This window comes from Modicisalibacter radicis (assembly GCF_900961225.1).
In the GTDB taxonomy this organism is placed as follows: Bacteria; Pseudomonadota; Gammaproteobacteria; order Pseudomonadales; family Halomonadaceae; genus Modicisalibacter.
This window is the reverse complement of the sequence record NZ_CAAHFN010000048.1, coordinates 63,248-80,743: the sequence shown is the minus strand read 5'-3', so window position 1 is coordinate 80,743 and position 17,496 is coordinate 63,248. Positions and strand designations below refer to the sequence as shown.

Annotated in this window: 19 protein-coding genes; 5 read left to right on the top strand and 14 right to left on the bottom strand. The window is 64.4% G+C overall.

Annotation, left to right across the window (positions count from 1 at the left end; all coding sequences use genetic code 11):
* Positions 1 to 53: 53 nt before the first annotated feature.
* The 14 genes from atpA to erpA form a co-directional block, all read right to left on the bottom strand.
* Complete coding sequence (atpA, locus tag HR9077_RS03245; RefSeq protein ID WP_136065069.1) at positions 54 to 1,598, bottom strand: F0F1 ATP synthase subunit alpha; 1,545 nt, start codon at positions 1,596 to 1,598, stop codon at positions 54 to 56.
* Positions 1,599 to 1,614: 16 nt separating this feature from the next.
* A complete protein-coding gene (locus HR9077_RS03240) occupies positions 1,615 to 2,154 on the bottom strand; it encodes a F0F1 ATP synthase subunit delta (RefSeq protein ID WP_136065067.1) in 540 nt (179 codons plus the stop codon).
* 11 nt (positions 2,155 to 2,165) lie between these two features.
* Positions 2,166 to 2,636: a F0F1 ATP synthase subunit B gene (locus tag HR9077_RS03235; protein WP_136065065.1), complete on the bottom strand. Its 471-nt coding sequence runs from the start codon at positions 2,634 to 2,636 to the stop codon at positions 2,166 to 2,168.
* Positions 2,637 to 2,702: 66 nt separating this feature from the next.
* Positions 2,703 to 2,951 (bottom strand): F0F1 ATP synthase subunit C, encoded by a 249-nt coding sequence (gene atpE, locus HR9077_RS03230; RefSeq protein WP_011508579.1) that lies wholly within the window; start codon positions 2,949 to 2,951, stop codon positions 2,703 to 2,705.
* Positions 2,952 to 3,011: 60 nt separating this feature from the next.
* Positions 3,012 to 3,878, bottom strand: a complete 867-nt coding sequence (atpB, locus tag HR9077_RS03225; RefSeq protein WP_136065063.1) for a F0F1 ATP synthase subunit A — start codon at positions 3,876 to 3,878, stop codon at positions 3,012 to 3,014.
* 15 nt (positions 3,879 to 3,893) lie between these two features.
* Positions 3,894 to 4,289, bottom strand: a complete 396-nt coding sequence (locus HR9077_RS03220; RefSeq protein ID WP_136065061.1) for a F0F1 ATP synthase subunit I — start codon at positions 4,287 to 4,289, stop codon at positions 3,894 to 3,896.
* Positions 4,290 to 4,502: 213 nt separating this feature from the next.
* Positions 4,503 to 5,417, bottom strand: coding sequence for a ParB/RepB/Spo0J family partition protein (locus HR9077_RS03215; RefSeq protein ID WP_136065059.1), 915 nt, complete (start codon positions 5,415 to 5,417; stop codon positions 4,503 to 4,505).
* 28 nt (positions 5,418 to 5,445) lie between these two features.
* A complete protein-coding gene (locus HR9077_RS03210; protein WP_136065056.1) occupies positions 5,446 to 6,213 on the bottom strand; it encodes a ParA family protein in 768 nt (255 codons plus the stop codon).
* A gap of 39 nt (positions 6,214 to 6,252) precedes the next feature.
* The gene (rsmG, locus tag HR9077_RS03205) at positions 6,253 to 6,879 is read right to left on the bottom strand and encodes a 16S rRNA (guanine(527)-N(7))-methyltransferase RsmG (protein ID WP_136065054.1); all 627 of its coding nucleotides are present in this window, start codon (positions 6,877 to 6,879) and stop codon (positions 6,253 to 6,255) included.
* On the bottom strand, positions 6,876 to 8,780 hold the full coding sequence (gene mnmG / locus HR9077_RS03200) for a tRNA uridine-5-carboxymethylaminomethyl(34) synthesis enzyme MnmG (protein ID WP_136065052.1): 1,905 nt from the start codon (positions 8,778 to 8,780) through the stop codon (positions 6,876 to 6,878). Before mnmG ends, rsmG begins: the two co-directional genes overlap by 4 nt.
* Before the next feature lie 638 nt (positions 8,781 to 9,418).
* Positions 9,419 to 10,207, bottom strand: coding sequence for an amino acid ABC transporter ATP-binding protein (locus HR9077_RS03195; protein ID WP_280178402.1), 789 nt, complete (start codon positions 10,205 to 10,207; stop codon positions 9,419 to 9,421).
* A 10-nt stretch (positions 10,208 to 10,217) separates the two neighbouring features.
* Entirely contained in the window at positions 10,218 to 10,889 is a 672-nt protein-coding gene (locus tag HR9077_RS03190) for an amino acid ABC transporter permease (RefSeq protein WP_136065050.1), read from the bottom strand.
* 108 nt (positions 10,890 to 10,997) lie between these two features.
* Entirely contained in the window at positions 10,998 to 11,765 is a 768-nt protein-coding gene (locus tag HR9077_RS03185) for a transporter substrate-binding domain-containing protein (protein ID WP_136065048.1), read from the bottom strand.
* A gap of 122 nt (positions 11,766 to 11,887) precedes the next feature.
* Positions 11,888 to 12,241 (bottom strand): iron-sulfur cluster insertion protein ErpA, encoded by a 354-nt coding sequence (gene erpA, locus HR9077_RS03180; RefSeq protein WP_136065046.1) that lies wholly within the window; start codon positions 12,239 to 12,241, stop codon positions 11,888 to 11,890.
* 130 nt (positions 12,242 to 12,371) lie between these two features.
* Between erpA and HR9077_RS03175 the strand changes: the two genes are divergently transcribed.
* From HR9077_RS03175 to hemL, 5 genes are all read left to right on the top strand, one after another.
* Positions 12,372 to 14,189: a chloride channel protein gene (locus tag HR9077_RS03175; protein ID WP_244613004.1), complete on the top strand. Its 1,818-nt coding sequence runs from the start codon at positions 12,372 to 12,374 to the stop codon at positions 14,187 to 14,189.
* Between the two features lie 28 nt (positions 14,190 to 14,217).
* Positions 14,218 to 14,649: a protoporphyrinogen oxidase HemJ gene (gene hemJ, locus HR9077_RS03170; RefSeq protein WP_136065044.1), complete on the top strand. Its 432-nt coding sequence runs from the start codon at positions 14,218 to 14,220 to the stop codon at positions 14,647 to 14,649.
* Positions 14,649 to 15,479: a bifunctional hydroxymethylpyrimidine kinase/phosphomethylpyrimidine kinase gene (gene thiD / locus HR9077_RS03165; protein ID WP_136065042.1), complete on the top strand. Its 831-nt coding sequence runs from the start codon at positions 14,649 to 14,651 to the stop codon at positions 15,477 to 15,479. The genes hemJ and thiD overlap by 1 nt, the downstream gene beginning before the upstream one ends.
* Positions 15,476 to 16,117, top strand: a complete 642-nt coding sequence (gene thiE, locus HR9077_RS03160; protein WP_136065040.1) for a thiamine phosphate synthase — start codon at positions 15,476 to 15,478, stop codon at positions 16,115 to 16,117. The genes thiD and thiE overlap by 4 nt, the downstream gene beginning before the upstream one ends.
* Before the next feature lie 75 nt (positions 16,118 to 16,192).
* Positions 16,193 to 17,479, top strand: a complete 1,287-nt coding sequence (hemL, locus tag HR9077_RS03155) for a glutamate-1-semialdehyde 2,1-aminomutase (RefSeq protein ID WP_136065038.1) — start codon at positions 16,193 to 16,195, stop codon at positions 17,477 to 17,479.
* Positions 17,480 to 17,496 lie beyond the last annotated feature (17 nt).

Here is a 17,496-nt window from a genome sequence, read left to right as displayed (position 1 = left end):
ATTCGTGGCCCCTCAGGGAAATCCCGGGCCCGCCGTGTGGCGGGCCCGAACGATCACCAGGTCTGAGTAGCCTTGAATTGCTCGACGCCGGACTTGAGACCTTGCTTGATCTCGTCGCTGTAGTCGCCGGTCTGGTTGATCTTGTCGAGCAGCTCGCCGTTTTCCGACTTCATGTAGTCGTGCAGCGCGCCCTCGAAATCCAGCACCTTGCTGACGTCGACGTCGTCCAGGAAGCCTTCGTTGGCAGCGAACAGCGACAGCGCCATTTCGGCCACGGACATCGGCGAGTACTGCTTCTGCTTCATCAGCTCGGTGACCCGCTGGCCATGTTCGAGCTGCTTGCGCGTGGCCTCGTCGAGATCCGAGGCGAACTGCGAGAATGCCGCCAGTTCGCGATACTGGGCCAGCGCCAGACGCACGCCGCCGCCCAGCTTCTTGATGATCTTGGTCTGCGCCGAGCCGCCCACGCGGGATACCGACAGGCCGGCGTTGATCGCCGGACGGATGCCCGAGTTGAACAGCCCCGTCTCGAGAAAGATCTGGCCGTCGGTGATCGAGATCACGTTGGTGGGAACGAACGCCGAGACGTCGCCGCCCTGGGTCTCGATCAGCGGCAGCGCGGTCAGTGAACCGGTCTTGCCGGTGACCTCGCCATCGGTGAACTTCTCGACGTAGTCGACATTGACCCGCGCGGCGCGCTCGAGCAACCGCGAGTGCAGGTAGAAGACGTCGCCCGGGTAGGCTTCGCGGCCCGGCGGGCGGCGCAGCAGCAGCGAGATCTGACGGTAGGCCCAGGCCTGCTTGGTCAGGTCGTCGTAGACGATCAGCGCGTCTTCGCCACGGTCGCGGAAGTATTCGCCCATCGAGCAGCCGGCGTACGGCGCCAGGAACTGCATGGCGGCCGGATCGGCGGCGCCGGCGGCGACGACGATGGTGTGTTCCATCGCCCCGTGCTCTTCGAGCTTGCGCACCACGCTGGCGATGGTCGACTGCTTCTGACCCACCGCCACGTAGATACAGGTAACGCCCTTGCCCTTCTGGTTGATGATGGTATCGACCGCGATGGCGGACTTGCCGATCTGGCGATCGCCGATGATCAGCTCACGCTGGCCGCGGCCGATCGGCACCATGGCATCGATCGACTTGAGACCGGTCTGGATCGGCTCGTCGACCGACTGACGGGTGATCACGCCCGGCGCGACCTTCTCGACCGCGTCGCTCAGCTTGGCGTCGATCTCGCCCTTGCCGTCGATGGGGTTGCCCAGCGCATCGACCACGCGGCCGACCAGCTCGGGGCCCACCGGCACCTCGAGAATGCGACCGGTGCACTGCGCGGTCATGCCCTCTTCGAGCTGCTGGTAGTCGCCGAGCACCACGGCACCGACGTTGTCGCGCTCGAGGTTGAGCACCATGCCGAAGATGCTGCCGGGAAATTCGATCATTTCACCGAACATCGCATCCGCCAGGCCGTGAATCTTCACGATGCCGTCGGAGACGCTGACGATGGTGCCCTGGTTACGGGCTTCGGATGCGACATCCAGCTTCTCGATGCGCTGCTTGATGATGTCGCTGATCTCGGAAGGATTCAGTTGCTGCATGCCATGTCCCTCAAACTCAGACGGAAAGTGAATCGCGCAGACGGGTCAGTCGACCGCGCACCGAACCGTCGATGACGGTATCGCCGGCACGCAGGATGACGCCGCCCAGCAGGTCACTGTCCAACTGAGTGGTAATGGAGATTTCGCGGTTCAGGCGCTTGGCCAGGGCACTCGCGAGCGTTTCCTGCTGCGTGGCGTCGAGCGGATAGGCAGAGACGATGGTCACGTCCATGCGCTGTTCCTGCTGCGCCTTGAGCAGCTCGAATTGCTCGGCGATCGCCGGCAGCGCCGCCAGGCGGTTCTTCTGGCCCAGGGTCCGCAGGAAGTTGATAGCTTCCCCGCTGAACGCATCGCCGCCGACGCCGATGATCACATCGGACTTTTCGTCGCCGGACAACCTTGGGTTGCCCAGCACGCGGGACTGCATAGCGTCATCGGCGACCACGCGGGCCGCCAATGTCAGCATTTCGGACCAGGCTTGCAGCGCCCCCTGGGCGTGCGCGAACTCGAACGCCGCTTTGGCGTAGGGCCGGGCGACGGTAGACGTCTCAGCCATGGGTCACCTCCTCAGAGCTCGGCGGCGAGCTTGTCGACGAGCTCGCGATGTTTGGCCTCGTCGATGGAGGATTCCAGGATGCGTTCCGCCCCTTCGACGGCGAGTCGCGCCACCTGCGAACGCAGCTCTTCCTTCGCGCGGTTGATTTCCTGCTCGATCTCGGAACGGGCGTTGGCAATCATGCGCTCGCCCTCCTGGCGGGCGTTGTCGCGCGCCTCCTCGATCATCTGGTTGGACCGCTTATGGGCCTGTTCAAGGATCTCGGCTGCCTGCTCCTTGCTCTCGCGCAACGTCTCGTTGGCCTGTTCCTGGGCCAGTTCGAGGTCACGGGTGGCACGGCTGGCAGCGTCCAGACCATCGGCGATCTTCTTCTGGCGTTCCTGCAGCGCCTGCATGACCGGGGGCCATACGTACTTCATGCAGAACCAGACGAACACCGCGAAGGCAATGGCCTGACCGATCAGGGTAAGGTTCAGATTCACGCCAGCACCTCTCGCTTCACAAATTTGTGGGTTAACGTCCCGGAAGGTCTCGCGACCGACCGCGATTTAACCGACAAACGGGTTGGCGAAGGTGAAGAACAACGCGATACCGACACCGATCATGGTCACGGCGTCGAGCAGGCCGGCGACGATGAACATCTTCACCTGCAGCTGGGGAATCATCTCCGGCTGGCGTGCGGCGCCTTCCAGGAACTTGCCACCCAGGATACCGAAGCCGATGGCGGTACCCAGGGCACCCAGGCCGATCAGCAGAGACACGGCGATAGCGGTCATGCCCAGAACTTGTGCTTCCATGGTTCACTCCAATTTCAAGTCAAGTGGTTTAGCGGGTTACGGGTTAACGGGGTTACACGGTCAATGCTCTTCGGTCGCCATGCTCAGGTAGACGATCGTCAGCATCATGAAGATGAAGGCCTGCAGGACAATGATCAGGATGTGGAAGGTTGCCCAGGCGAAGTGCAGCGGCAACTGCCAGAGTCCCAGCATGGCGATCAGGATGAAGATCAATTCGCCGGCATAGAGGTTGCCGAACAGACGCAGCGCCAGCGAAATGGGGCGCGCCAGCAACGTCACTACCTCGAGCAGGAAGTTGATCGGTATCAGTAGCACTTGGAAAAACTTGTTGGGGGTGTTGAACGGGTGCAGCGTCAACTCGGCGATAAAGCCCGACACCCCCTTGGAGCGAATCGCGTAAAAGATGATCAACGCGAAAACCGACAGCGACATGCCCAGGGTGGCGTTGACGTCGGTGGTCGGCACGACCTTGAAGTAGACATGCGCCGGGTCGGCGCCGAACATCGCGCCGATCTTCTGCGCCAGCATCGGCAGCACATCGACCGGCACCAGATCCATCAGGTTCATCAGAAAGATCCAGCAGAAGATCGTCAGCGACAGCGGCGCGATCAGCCTGCTCTTGCCGTGAAAGGTCTCCTTCACGGAGTTGTCGACGAACTCGACCATCATCTCGACGAAATTCTGCAGCCCCTGGGGCACGCCGGTACTCGCCGTCCTGGCAACCTTGCGGAACAGCCACAGGAACAGGAGACCCAGGCCGATCGACCAGCCCATGGTGTCGAGGTGGATCGCCCAGAACCCCATCTCGGAGGCCTGCTCGGGCGTCGCCGCCATCGACCAGCCGTTTTCGGGATGCAGCCCGAAGGTCATGTTCTGCAGATGGTGCTGGATGTACGCCGTGGACGTTAGATTGTCGCCTGTTGCCATTGCAGTGCCTCGATGTCAGGTGTGCGACGGGCGGCGCAGCAGCCATGGGCCCAGCCACTGCGTACCTAGCGTCGCCACGTAAGCGCCAAAGAAGAAAGCGGGGTTTGAAGGGGGCACTGCAATGAATACCAGGGCAAACAATGCCGCCGTCAAACCGAACTTGCCGGCCTCGGCACGGTAGAAACTCTTGACGATGTCCCTGGCGAATCGAGCCCCCTGATACCGAAAGGCACGCCAGGCAAAATAACCATTGGGCAGCAGGCAAACCAGACCACCCAGCAATGCCGAAACCGCTGCTGCGCCTGACAGGATAGCTGCGATTGCCGTCGCGGCCAGCACGACCATCGCCTGAGCCACCAGCAGGCGTTTGAACTGAGGGCGCTTTATCCGGGCCGGAAGCGGATCAGGCATAAATTCTCACGTGTGGTGCGGCGCCATTCGCAGCTGTATCCGTACCCAACGCACCCTCGGCGTCAGACCTCGGCGGATTATAGGGAAGCGGCGTGCCGGCTTCAACCGAGCCTGCCGCTAATTTGCGCGAAGTTAGACGACCTTACGACCAAAGCGCGAGGATCGTCGGGGAAAACCAGTTAACATGCTAACTAAGAATCCGCCGCTCGCGGTTCAGCGAATGTGCTCGAGAATGCCGTCGAGCTCGTCGAGACTGGCGTAGTGGATGGTCACCCGGCCCTTGCCGCTCTGGCCATGGCGAATCTTCACCGGCGCGCCGAGCAGATCGCCGAGCTTGCTCTCGAGCCGGGCCACGTCGGCGGAAGGCTTGTTCGCCGCTCTTTCCGCGGGCTTGCCCTCCTGATATTTCTTCACCAGCGCTTCGGTCTGCCGCACGGTAAGGTCGTTGTTGACCACGTCGTGGGCGGCCTTGCGCTGCTTGACGGCGGGCAGCACCAATAGCGCCCGGGCATGTCCCATGTCGAGATCACCCCGCTCGAGCAGCGTCTGCACCTCGGGGTCGAGCGCCAGCAGTCGCAACAGGTTGGCGACCTGGGCACGCGACTTGCCCACCGCGTCGGCGACCTGCTGCTGGGTCAGCTCGAACTCCTCGAGCAGGCGCTTGAGCGCCATCGCTTCCTCGACCGGATTGAGGTTCTCGCGCTGGATGTTCTCGATCAGCGCCAGCGCCAGCGCGCTCTGGTCGCTGACCTCGCGCACCACCGCCGGAATGGTGTCTAGCTCGGCGAGCTGGGCGGCCCGCCAGCGCCGCTCGCCGGCGATGATCTCGTAGCGATCCTCGCCGATCGGGCGCACCACGATCGGCTGCATCACGCCCTGGCTGCGGATCGAGTCGGTGAGTTCCTCGAGCGCTTCCGGCTGGATCTCGCGGCGCGGCTGGTACTTGCCGCGACTCAGCTGGCCGAGCGGCAGGCGCGCCAGGCGCTCTTCGCCGCTTGCCGACGGCTGCGCATCGCCGTCTTCCAGCGGCCCATCGATCTGGATGTCGGCATCGAGCAGGTCGCGACGGCGGGCGTTCGCCCCGATCAGGGCATCCAGGCCACGGCCCAGGGCACGTTTGCGAGTCATGGGGCGCTCCTTGGTGGGTTATCCCGGCTCATAGCGAGAGGCGACGAATGAGTTCCTTGGCCAGCACCCGATGGGCCTGGCTGCCACGCGAAAAGCGCGCGTACTTGGTCACCGGCAGGCCGTGACTGGGCGCCTCGGCGACCCGCACGTTGCGGGGGATGGCGGTCTTGAGCAGGGTATCGCCGAAATACTCCCGCAGCTGCTTGGTGACGTCGCGGGTCAGGCTGTTGCGGTTGTCGTACATGGTGCGGACGATGCCGAACACCTGCAGGGCGGGATTCACGCTGGCCTGGATCTGCTCGACGGTATCGAGCAGCGCCGAGAGCCCCTCGAGGGCGTAGAACTCGCACTGCAGCGGTATCAGCACGCCGTCGGCGGCGGTCAGGCCGTTGACGGTCAGCATGTTGAGCGACGGCGGGCAGTCGATGAGCACCACATCGTACTCGCTGGCCACGCCGCTGATCGCCTCGTGCAGGCAGCGCTCGCGGCCCTCGCGATCGAGCAGGTCGACTTCGGCGGCGGTCAGATCGGCATTGCCCGGCAGCAGCGCATAACCGGCCTCGGGGCAATCGAGAATGACCTCGGCGGCCCGCTTGTCGCCGAGCAGCACGTCGAGCACGCTGCCATCCAGCTCGTGCTTGTCGACCCCGCTGCCCATGGTGGCATGGCCCTGCGGATCGAGATCGACCAGCAGCACGCGGCGATCGAGCGCCGCCAGGCAGGCCGCCAGATTGACCGCGGTAGTGGTCTTGCCAACGCCGCCCTTCTGGTTGGTCAAGGCGATGATCTTGGTCACGGGTGACTCCCTTCTCGACGATGATCCCCAAGTCGCCGGCTAGCGCCGACGCAGGTGCAGCAGGTGGCGGACGGCCGAATCGCCGGGCACGCTGAGCCGACGACGCTCGCCGAGCACGACCGAGGCCGGCAATCGGCTCGCCTCATCCTCGCAGGCCGGTCCCTTCATCGCCAGCCATTCGCCGTCAACGGCCAGCAGTCGATCGCTGAGGGTGACGAAATCGGCGAGACTGGCGAAGGCCCGCGAAATGATCTGATCGAACGGCACGGCGCTGAAATCCTCGACGCGCGCCTGCACCGGTTCGACATTGGCGAGCCCCAGCTCGAGCACTGCCTGGCGCTGAAACCGGACCTTCTTGCCGTTGCTGTCGAGCAGCGTCACGGCAAGCGTCGGATCGAGAATCGCCAGCACCAGCCCGGGCAACCCGGGCCCGGCGCCGACATCCAGAAGCCGTGGGCCGTGCACCGCGGAGGCCACCGAGGCGCTGTCGAGCAGGTGACGAGTCACCATGGCCTCGGGGTCGCGCACTGCGGTGAGGTTATAGGCGCGATTCCACTTGTGCAATAACGCCAGCAGCGCCAGCAGACGCTCGCGTGCCTGGCCGTCGACGCCGATGCTCAGTTCGTCGAGACCGTGGTCGAGAAGCCGCTCGCAGCCCGGCGTCATGCATTCACCGCGCGATCGTCGTCGTCACGCACCTCGCCGAGAAGACGGTGTTTTTTCAGGTAGATCAGCAGGATAGACACCGCCGCCGGAGTAACCCCGGAGATGCGGCCGGCTTGCGCCAGCGTCTCCGGGCGCGCCGCACTGAGCTTGTCGCGAATCTCGTTGGACAGCCCCTCGACCCGGGCATAGTCGAGATCGGCCGGCAACGGTGTCGCTTCCTGGCGCTTGAGCTTGTTGATCTCGTTCTGCTGGCGGTCGATGTATCCCTGGTACTTGGCCTGGATCTGGATCTGTTCGGCGACGCGTTCGTCGGCAACGCCGTCGGCATCGACGAGATCGGCATAACCCAGCTCCGGACGCTTGAGCAGTTCGAGCAGGCTGAATTCGCGCTTGAGGGGCTTGGGCAGCTTGGCGGCGAGTCGCTCGGCTTGCTCCGAGCCCGGGTGGATCCAGGTCGCCTGCAACCGCGCCTGCTCGTCGGCGATCGCCTCGCGCTTGGCGGCGAAGGCCGACCAGCGGGCGTCGTCGATCAAACCCAGCTCACGGCCGGTTTCGGTCAGCCGCAGATCGGCGTTGTCTTCGCGCAGCAGCAAGCGGTACTCGGCGCGCGAGGTGAACATCCGGTAGGGCTCCTGGGTGCCCATGGTGATCAGGTCGTCGACCAGCACGCCGAGGTAGGCCTCGTCGCGACGCGGGCACCAGCTGGCCTCGCCGCGTACCCGCAGGGCGGCATTGATGCCGGCCAGCAGCCCCTGGGCGCCGGCCTCCTCGTACCCGGTGGTGCCGTTGATCTGTCCGGCGAAGAACAGGTTGTGGGTAAACTTGGTTTCCAGCGAGTGCCTCAGATCGCGGGGATCGAAGAAATCGTACTCGATGGCATAACCCGGCCGCGTGATGTGAGCGTTTTCCAGCCCCTTGATCGAACGCACCACCTCGAGCTGCACGTCGAACGGCAACGAGGTGGAGATGCCGTTGGGGTAGAGTTCGTTGGTCTCCAGCCCCTCGGGTTCGATGAATATCTGATGGCTCGCCTTGTCGGCGAAGCGATGAACCTTGTCCTCGATCGACGGACAGTAGCGCGGCCCGACGCCTTCGATCACTCCGGAATACATCGGCGAGCGGTCGAGATTGGCGAAGATGATCTCGTGGGTACGCTCGTTGGTGTGAGCAATGTGACAACTCACCTGCCGCGGATGCATCTCGCGGGTGCCCAGGTAGGACATCACCGGGGTGGGGGCGTCACCGTGTTGCTCCTCGAGGGTCGTGAAATCGACGCTCTTGGCATCGATACGCGGCGGCGTCCCGGTCTTGAGTCGGTCGACACGAAACGGCAGTGCGCGCAGCCGCTGCGCCAGGGCATTGGCCGGCGGATCGCCGGCGCGACCGCCGGTATGGGTGTCGAGACCGATGTGGATGACCCCGCCGAGGAAGGTCCCGGTGCACAGCACCACGGTCTCGGCATGGAAGCGAATTCCGGTCTGGGTCACCGCGCCGCAGACCGTATCGCCGTCGACGATCAAGTCATCCACACCCTGTTGGAACAGCGTCAGGTTGGGCTGGTTCTCGAGCATGCCGCGAATGGCTGCCTTGTAGCGTACACGGTCGGCCTGAGCCCGGGTCGCGCGAACGGCAGGCCCCTTGCGGGCGTTGAGCACTCGGAACTGGATACCGGCCCGATCGGTTGCCAGCCCCATTGCGCCACCCAGGGCATCGATCTCCTTGACCAGGTGGCTCTTGCCGATGCCGCCAATGGCCGGATTGCAGGACATCTGTCCCAGGGTCTCGATGTTGTGCGTCAGCAGTAGTGTCTGGCACCCCATGCGAGCGGCGGCCAGTGCGGCTTCCGTTCCCGCATGGCCACCGCCGATGACGATGACATCGAAGCGGTTGGGATAATCCACGTTGTTACCTCGACTTGCGCGATGCGCGTGCGTTTCTGGCGAATGTGATCAAGCGCGCCAGTATAACGTCCCTGTGGGTAACCGTCAGGGGTTTTCCACACACCCCGGCGGACGCTGGGTCACCGAATCACTATCAATAATAAAGTAAGTATATAAAGAAGAAGTTCTGTTGTTGTTATTACTACTAGTGTGGACATTTTTTGTGGAAAAGTGGTTTTAGTTTAATGGAATCATAAATTTGCATTGTTGATGGTGCATTGCAAAACGAGTCGACGGCGTCTGTATGGACGGTCGTCAGGCTGTGGACGAAAGAGCGTCCTATCCACAGCTGGACTTGTGCCCCGCTTATCCACCGTCGAGTACCTGGGCTTTGCCGGTATCGATCAACAGCCGGTCGTCGAAGGGTGGAAGGCGCCTGTGACGCGGGCTGTGGAAAGATCGTCAGCGTCGCGGAAAAATAATTATCCACAGGCGAAAAAAGCCGCTGTGGGCGGCTTTTCGTACGAGGCGGGAGTCGAACCGGGTGCCCGGGAGCGTCTGCCGAGTCGACGCTCCCGGCACGCTTCGGACAAGGCCCGAAGTAAGGACAGGCATACTTGTCACCGCCTGGACGGGCGGTAACCAGAACAAGGGCTCCGTCAGTGCTTGAGGACCCGCGCGAGGAAGGATTGGGTGCGCTCGTGGCGGGGATTGTCGAAGATCTCGCCCGGCGGGCCCTGTTCGACGATACGCCCGCCGTGAACGAAGATCACCCGATCGGCGACTTCGCGGGCGAAGCCCATCTCGTGGGTGACGATCATCATCGTCATGCCCTCGTTGGCCAGCTCGCGCATGGCATCGAGCACTTCGCCGATCATTTCCGGATCGAGTGCCGAGGTCGGCTCGTCGAACAGCATCAGCCGCGGTTCCATGGCCAGCGCCCGGGCCAGGGCGACCCGCTGCTGCTGGCCGCCGGAGAGCTGATTGGGGTACTTGTCGGCCTGGTCCGTGATGCCGACCCTTTCGAGCAGCCGGTCGGCGATCTCGGTCGAACGCCGGCGATCCCAGCCGCGCACCTTGAGCGGCGCCAGGGTGACATTGTCGCGCACCGAGAGGTGGGGAAACAGATTGAACTGCTGAAAGACCATGCCGACTTCGGTGCGGATGGTCTGCAGCGACTTGCCGCTCTTGCCGTAGGGCAGCAACTGATTGCCGTCGACCTCGATGGCCCCGCTCTGGAACTCCTCGAGGCCGTTGACGCAGCGGATCAGGGTCGATTTGCCCGAGCCGCTGGCACCGACGATCACCACCACCTCGCCGGTGGCCACCTCGAGGTCGATGTCCTGCATCACATGCAGCGAACCGAAATGCTTGTTGACCTTGTCCATCCTGACCATGGGCGCCTTGTCGGCGGTCCGGGCGGCGTCGTGACGCTGTGAATCGTTCATGGCGTGCTCCTCATTGACCGACCAGGCCGCGGCGTTCGAGCAACCGCAGGGCAAAAGACAGACTCAGCGTGATCGCCAGATACATCAGCGCGACCATGAAGTAGACCTCCAGCGCGGTGAAGGTGGTGGCGATGTAGACCTGGCCCTGGCGGACCAGCTCGCCGACGCCGATCACCGAGAACAGCGAGGTGTCCTTGATGCTGACGATGCCCTGGTTGCCGAGCGCCGGAATCATGCGCCGCAGCGCCTGGGGCCAGATGATGTAGCGAAATGCCTGGGTGCGCGACAGGCCCAGCGACAGGCCTGCCTCGCGCTGGCCCTTCTCGATCGATTGCACGCCGCCGCGGACGATCTCCGAAATATACGCACCGGCGTTGAGGGCGATGGCGGCGATACCGGCGGTGAGCGCATTGATCGGCCCGCCGATGATCTGTGGCAGCCCGTAGAAGATGAACAGCACCTGGACGAGCACCGGGGTGCCGCGAAATATTTCGATGTAGGCGATCGCCGGCCAGCGCAGCAGGCGGATCGGATTGATGCGCAGCAGGCCGAAGACGATACCGATGATGAAGCCGATGGCCAGGCCTCCGAACGAGATCAGCAGCGTCCAGGGGATGCCCTTGAGCAGGTAGGGAATCGAGGCGATGGCCGCCTGCCAGTCGAACTGGAAAGTGACGTCCACGTCGTGGTCTCCGGATGGGCGCTCCGCGAAGGGAGCGCTTGATGGGCATGAAACGACACGGGGCCGGGCGCGCTTCGGCCACCCGGCCCCGTGACAAACGGCGCGTTGTTACTGGCTATCGGGCGCTTCGCCGAACCACTTCTTGTGGATTTCGTCGTAGGTGCCGTCTTCCTTCATTTCGGCGAGTGCCTCGTTGGCCGGCTCGACCCAGTCGCTGCCATCGGCGAATGCGATGCCGTACTGCTGGCCCTCATAGAGCGGGCCGACGGTCTTGACCCGGCCTTCGCCCTTGGTCTGGGCGAAGTAGCCGACGTTGGGGGCGTCGTAGAACACGGCATCCACGCTGCCGCCGAGCAGCGCCATGTACATGTCGGAACTGCCCGGGTAGGGCGTGATCTCGGCGCTGTCGCCGAGGTTTTCCTGCAGGTAGTCATAGCTGGTGGAGCCGATCTTGGTGCCCACGCGCATGCCTTCGAGGTCGCTGACTTCCTGGACCTCGTCGTTGTTGGCGGCGACCAGGAGGCGCAGCCCCGAATCGTAGTAGGGGTCGCTGAAATCGACGATCTCTTCGCGTTCCTCGGTGATGGTGATGCCGGCGATGGCCAGATCGACGTTGCCGGTCTGCACGGCGGGGATGATGCCGTTGAAGTCCATGGTGCGCAGGTCGACTTCGAAGCCGGCGCGTTCGGCGATGGCATGCAGGATGTCCATGTCGAAGCCGACCATTTCGCCGCTTTCCTGATCCATCATCTCGAAGGGCACGAAACTCGGATCGGTCACGGCCTGCAGGGTCTCGGCCTGGACCGCGGCGGAAAGTCCGACGCCGAGCGCCAGCGCCGAGCCCAGAGAAACCTGTTTAAGCAGATTGTTTTTCATGAAGTTCCCCAAATTCGAATATTGTTCATGGAACGTGCCTGTTTACCTTGGCGAGTTCCCGGGGAAGCGTCAAGCAAAGGGCCGGCGCAGGACGCAGCCGGGCCGAGGAACGAATCGACGATTCAGACCATGAACGAGGAACCGCAGCCGCAGGTCGAGGTGGCGTTGGGGTTCTTGATCAGAAAGCGCGCCCCGGCCAGACCTTCCTCGAAGTCGACGGTCGAACCGACCAGGTACTGATAGGACAGCGGGTCGACGACCATGGCGACATCGTCGATCTCGATCAGGGTGTCGTCGTCGGCCACGCTGTCGGCGAAATCGAAGCCGTATTGAAAGCCCGAGCAGCCGCCGCCGGTGACGTAGACACGCAATTTGAGGGACGTGTTGCCCTCCTCGTCGGCCAGCGCACGCAGGCGATGAACCGCCGAATCGGTCAGCAGCAGCGGCGTGGGGGCGAAGGATGCGGCACCGCTCATTGGGGCCTCCAGGATTTTCGTGAGTGACTCCGGCAATTATCCACAATCCCCAGCAAAAGGGTCAACTTTGTGAGGGCGATGCCGGGCTCCGGTCCGCCGGACGCTTGAGCGGATGCGCGGCGATGCAGGTATGATGATCCTGATTGCGCGCCGCCGTGCTGCCTTGAAGGCGCGCGACGGCATCTCCTGGCATGAGGAACCCAGAGGCGTGCGCCACCTTTACGACCTGAGTCTCGACCGCTTTCGACGCCAGCTGGCGAACGTCGATGCCCTGCCGCAGCTTTGCGTGCTGGGGGTCGCCTCGGGGCTGCTGACCGGCGCTGTGATGGTCGTCTTCCGGTCGCTTCTCAGCGCGGGCGCCTGGTTGCTGATGCCGCACGGAAACATCGAATCCTTCGAGGCGCTGTCGCCCTATGTGCGCTCGCTGTCGCCGATCGTGGCGGTGAGCCTGATCGGTCTCTGGCTGTGGCGCCAGCCGCCCCAGGCACGCAAGATCGGCATTGCCCATGTGATCGAACGGCTCAGCTACCATCAGGGGCGTTTTCCGCTACGCAACTGGATCAACCAGTGGTGGATCGGCATAGTTTCCGTTATCGGCGGGCTCTCTGCGGGGCGCGAAGGGCCGGCCATCCATCTCGCCGCAGCGGCGTCCAGCGGGCTTGGGCAGCGCCTGCGTCTGCCCCACAACAGCCTGCGGGTGCTGGTGGGATGTGGCACGGCAGCAGGCATCTCGGTTTCGTTCAATACGCCTATCGCCGGGGTCATCTTCGCGATGGAAGTGGTGCTGATGGAATACACCACGGCCGGTTTCCTGCCGGTGATCCTGGCATCGAGCACGGGGGCCGTGATCGCGCAGCTGGTCTACGGCAGCGACCCGGCCTTCCAGGTGCCACCGGTGAGCCTGGGGTCGCTGATCAACTTGCCGTGGATCATCCTCACGGCACTGGTCATCGGGCTTCTTGCCGGTCTGTTCGTCCATGTTGCGCGCAGCTCGTATCTGGAGGCCGTGCCCGGCTGGTTGCGCCTGGCCATGGTCGGCGTGGCCGTCGGCTCGGTGGCCTGGTGGTATCCCCAGGTCCAGGGAATGGGCTATGACACCCTGGGTGCCACGCTGACCGGTAGCGTGGCCACGGACGTGCTGATCGCCGTCGCTGTCGGAAAGCTGCTGCTGACTGCCGGCGCGGTCGCCTGTGGCGTGTCGGTCAGCATAATCGGCCCGGTTCTGGTGGTCGGCGCCGCGGCAGGTGCGCTGTGCGGGATGCTGGGAGGCTGGCTGTGGCCGCAGGTCGCCTCCGATGCCGCGTTCTACGCCATGCTGGGCATGGCGGCGATGATGGGGGCCGTACTGCAGGCACCGCTGGCAGCGCTGATGGCACTGCTCGAGCTGACCCACAATCCCAATATCATCCTGCCGGGGATGCTCTCGGTCTCTGTAGCCATGCTCACATCGCGTCAGGTCTGCGGGTGTCAGGGCTTCTTCGTCACCCAGACGCAACACGGCCTGCACCGCTTGCAGCAACCCTTGATGCAGGCCCTGTCGCGGGTCGCGGTGCCGGCGGTGATGGAGCGCAGCGTGGTGCGCACTCAGCGCAGGGTAACCCTGGAGCAGGCGCGCAAGCTGCTCGACGACAAGCCCATCTGGCTGGTGATCACCCGCGACAGCGAGGACGAGCCACCGCTGGCGCTCAAGGCCGCCGACCTGGCGCGGGCGCTGCTCGACGAGCAGTGGCTCAGGGAGAGCCGCCTCGACCTGCTGGAGATTCCCGGTCAGCGCCTCGAGCTGGCGCCCATCCATCTTCAGGCGACGCTCAGCGAGGCCTTCGATCGTCTCAACGACTACGGTGTCGACGCGCTCTACGTTCAGCACACCACGGCGCCGATGATCCAGAAGATTTCCGGTATCATCACCCGCAGCGCCATCGAGAACTACTACCGCTACAAGCGCTGAATTCAACGGGTCCTATCGAGGAGACGCCATGTATCCATGGATAAAAGCCCTTCACCTTCTGGCCGTGGTGACCTGGTTCGCGGCGCTTTTCTACCTGCCGCGGCTGTTCGTCTACCATGCCCAGGCACGCGACAGGGGCGATGCCCAGGCCATCGACTATTTCAAGGTGATGGAGCGCAAGCTGTATCGCGCGATCATGACCCCGTCGATGATCGCCGTGGTGGTGTTCGGTGGCTGGCTGCTGTACATGATTCCGGGCTTCCTCAATCAGGGGTGGCTGCACGTCAAGCTATTGCTGGTCGTCGCGTTGATCGGCTACCACCATATGTGCCTGGTCTACATGAAGCGCTTTATGACAGGCACCTGCACGAAGTCGGAGCGCTTCTTCCGGGTCTTCAACGAGGCACCGACCATTGCGCTGGTGCTGATCCTCATCCTGGCCGTGGTGAAACCGTTCTGATGCAGCATGCCAAGCTTCCCGTGGTGCTCGCGCTGGGCGGTCACGACCCCACCGGCGGCGCCGGGCTGATCGCCGATGCCGAGGCGATAGCCGCCTGCGGCGGCTGGGCGCTGACCGTGCCGACCAGCCTCACGGTGCAGACCACCCGCGATGTACTGCGAGTCATGCCCTGCCCGGCCGATAGCGTGCGCGACATGGTCTGGCCGCTACTCGACGAGTTCGAGGTCGCGGCGATCAAGGTGGGGTTGATCGCCGCCGAGGAAACGCTGGATGCCGTGGAGGATGTGGTCCGCGCCTGTCCCGGGGTGCCGGTGGTGGTCGACCCGGTGCTCAGCGCCGGCGGCGGCAGCGAGTTGAGTTCGCGCGAGCTGATCGACGATCTGCGCCGTCGCCTGCTGCCGCTGGTCGATGTGCTGACGCCCAATCGACACGAACTGGCGCGGCTGGCCGGCGGGCAGAACGACGATGTCGAGCGCGTCGTCGAACTGCTGTCGTTGGGTTGCCAGGCGCTGTTGATCACCGCTACCGACGAGCCGGCCCCCGGCACCGCCGCCGACCAGGTGGTGCACACCCTGCATACCCCCGACAACAGCCGGCAGTGGCAATGGCCGCGCCTGGCGAACCGCTATCATGGCTCCGGCTGCACCCTGGCTTCTGCCCTGGCCGCTCGTCTGGCGGCGGGCGAGAGGTTGGTAAGCGCTTGCGAACAGGCGCAGCGCTTTGCCTGGCAAAGCCTGCGCCATGGCTGGCGACCGGGCAACGGCCAGGCGTTGCCGCGCCGGCTGTGGCAGCAGCCGGCGCCCTTCATCGCCGAGGAGGATGGCCAATGAGCTGGCGACAGGGTATCTACGCAATCACCGACAACGGCCTGTTGCCGGATGATGCGCGCCTGCTTGCCGCTTGCGAGGCGGCATTGCAGGGCGGTCTGGCGCTGCTGCAGTACCGCGACAAGTCCTCCGACGAGGCACGACGCCTGCGGCAATCGCGTGCGCTGGCCGCCCTGTGCCGGCGTTTCGGGGTCCCCCTGATCATCAATGACGACCTTGCCCTGGCGCATGACTTGCGCGAGGCGGGCTTCGACGGCGTCGGCCTGCATCTCGGCGAAGAGGATGGCTCGCTGCGCGAGGCGCGTCGCGTACTGGGTAGCGAACCGATCATCGGCGCCAGCTGCTATGCCAGTCTGGCCATCGCCGAGCAGGCTACGGCGGAGGGGGCCAGCTATCTGGCCTTCGGCCGCTTTTTCGCCTCGCATACCAAACCCGAGGCAGCGCCCGCACCGCTCGAACTGCTCGATGAAGCGGCGCGCTTCGGCCTGCCGCGGGTGGCGATCGGCGGACTGGACGTCGACAATGTGGCCAGGGTGCGGCGTGCCGGTGGCGACCTTCTGGCGACGGTACATGCGGTATTCGGCGGTGACGACCCGGCCGAGCGCGTTGCCCGACTGCGTCGCCATGCCGGCTATGCATAGCTTATCCACAAGCTGCCAACGGCAAGTTATTCCAACTGTCCAGAGAGTTATCCACAAATCTGACGCGAGGCCGACATGACCACTTCCGCCGAACTCTTCGAACGGGCCTGCCGGCACATCCCCGGCGGCGTGAATTCTCCGGTCCGGGCCTTCAAGGGCATGGATCGCCCCCCGTTGTTCATGGAACGCGCCCAGGGCGCCTATCTGTTCGACGTCGAGGGCAAGCGCTACATCGATTACGTGGGCTCCTGGGGGCCGATGATCACCGGTCATGCCGACCCCGAGGTGCTCGGCGCGGTGCGCGAGCGACTCGACGCCGGCCTGTCGTTCGGCACGCCGACCGCCATCGAAACCACCATGGCGGACCTGATCTGCGAGATCATCCCGTCGATCGACATGGTCCGGATGGTCAATTCCGGTACCGAGGCGACGATGTCGGCGGTACGCCTGGCGCGTGGCTATACCGGCCGCGACAAGATCGTCAAGTTCGAGGGCAACTATCACGGTCACACCGACTCGCTGCTGGTCAAGGCCGGCTCGGGCGCGCTGACCCACGGCGAGCCGAGTTCGCCGGGCATCCCCGCCTCGCTCGCCGAGCACACCATCACCTTGCCCTATAACGACATTGACGCGCTGGACGCCTGCTTCGCCGAGATCGGCGACCAGGTCGCCGGGCTGATCGTCGAGCCGGTGGCCGGCAACATGAACTGCATCCCGCCGCGGCCGGGCTTTCTCGAGGCGCTGCGCGAGCGCTGTGATCAGTACGGCAGCGTGCTGATCTTCGATGAGGTGATGACCGGCTTTCGCGTCGCGCTCGGCGGCGCCCAGGCCCACTATGCGGTGACGCCGGACCTGACCTGCCTGGGCAAGATCGTCGGTGGCGGCATGCCGGTGGGCGCGTTTGGCGGCCGGCACGAGATCATGTCGCAGATCTCGCCACTGGGGCCGGTCTATCAGGCCGGCACGCTATCCGGCAATCCGCTGGCCATGGCTGCCGGGATCGCCCTGCTCGGCAAGGTGCGCGAACCCGGCTTCCACGAGACATTGGCCGCCCGGGTAGCGAGCTTGTGCGACGGGCTCGAGCAGCGTGCCGCCGAGGCCGGCATCGAATTGATCACCCAGCGTGCCGGGGGCATGTTCGGGATCTTCTTCACCGGCCAGTCCAGGGTCGAGAACTTCGCCCAGGCGACCGCCTGCGACGCCGGTCAGTTCCGCCGCTTCTTCACCGCGATGCTCGACCATGGCGTTTACCTGGCGCCCTCGCCCTTCGAGGCCGGCTTCATGTCGAGCGCCCACGGCGATGAGGATATCCGGGGGACGCTGGATGCCGCGGAGCGCGTTTTTGCCGGAATGGCCAACTGAACCGTTTATAGACTGTC

Bases quoted from the DNA above. Each gene is read 5' to 3' on its own strand.
- rsmG (WP_136065054.1), bottom strand. From the start codon at position 6,879: ATGACGCCGGGCTGCGAGCGGCTTCTCGACCACGGTCTCGACGAACTG.
- thiD (WP_136065042.1), top strand. From the start codon at position 14,649: ATGCAGCATGCCAAGCTTCCCGTGGTGCTCGCGCTGGGCGGTCACGAC.
- hemJ (WP_136065044.1), top strand. From the start codon at position 14,218: ATGTATCCATGGATAAAAGCCCTTCACCTTCTGGCCGTGGTGACCTGG.
- HR9077_RS03175 (WP_244613004.1), top strand. From the start codon at position 12,372: ATGATGATCCTGATTGCGCGCCGCCGTGCTGCCTTGAAGGCGCGCGAC.
- HR9077_RS03215 (WP_136065059.1), bottom strand. From the start codon at position 5,417: ATGACTCGCAAACGTGCCCTGGGCCGTGGCCTGGATGCCCTGATCGGG.
- HR9077_RS03240 (WP_136065067.1), bottom strand. From the start codon at position 2,154: ATGGCTGAGACGTCTACCGTCGCCCGGCCCTACGCCAAAGCGGCGTTC.
- HR9077_RS03220 (WP_136065061.1), bottom strand. From the start codon at position 4,289: ATGCCTGATCCGCTTCCGGCCCGGATAAAGCGCCCTCAGTTCAAACGC.
- atpB (WP_136065063.1), bottom strand. From the start codon at position 3,878: ATGGCAACAGGCGACAATCTAACGTCCACGGCGTACATCCAGCACCAT.
- atpE (WP_011508579.1), bottom strand. From the start codon at position 2,951: ATGGAAGCACAAGTTCTGGGCATGACCGCTATCGCCGTGTCTCTGCTG.
- HR9077_RS03185 (WP_136065048.1), bottom strand. From the start codon at position 11,765: ATGAAAAACAATCTGCTTAAACAGGTTTCTCTGGGCTCGGCGCTGGCG.
- erpA (WP_136065046.1), bottom strand. From the start codon at position 12,241: ATGAGCGGTGCCGCATCCTTCGCCCCCACGCCGCTGCTGCTGACCGAT.
- HR9077_RS03195 (WP_280178402.1), bottom strand. From the start codon at position 10,207: ATGAACGATTCACAGCGTCACGACGCCGCCCGGACCGCCGACAAGGCG.
- hemL (WP_136065038.1), top strand. From the start codon at position 16,193: ATGACCACTTCCGCCGAACTCTTCGAACGGGCCTGCCGGCACATCCCC.
- atpA (WP_136065069.1), bottom strand. From the start codon at position 1,598: ATGCAGCAACTGAATCCTTCCGAGATCAGCGACATCATCAAGCAGCGC.
- thiE (WP_136065040.1), top strand. From the start codon at position 15,476: ATGAGCTGGCGACAGGGTATCTACGCAATCACCGACAACGGCCTGTTG.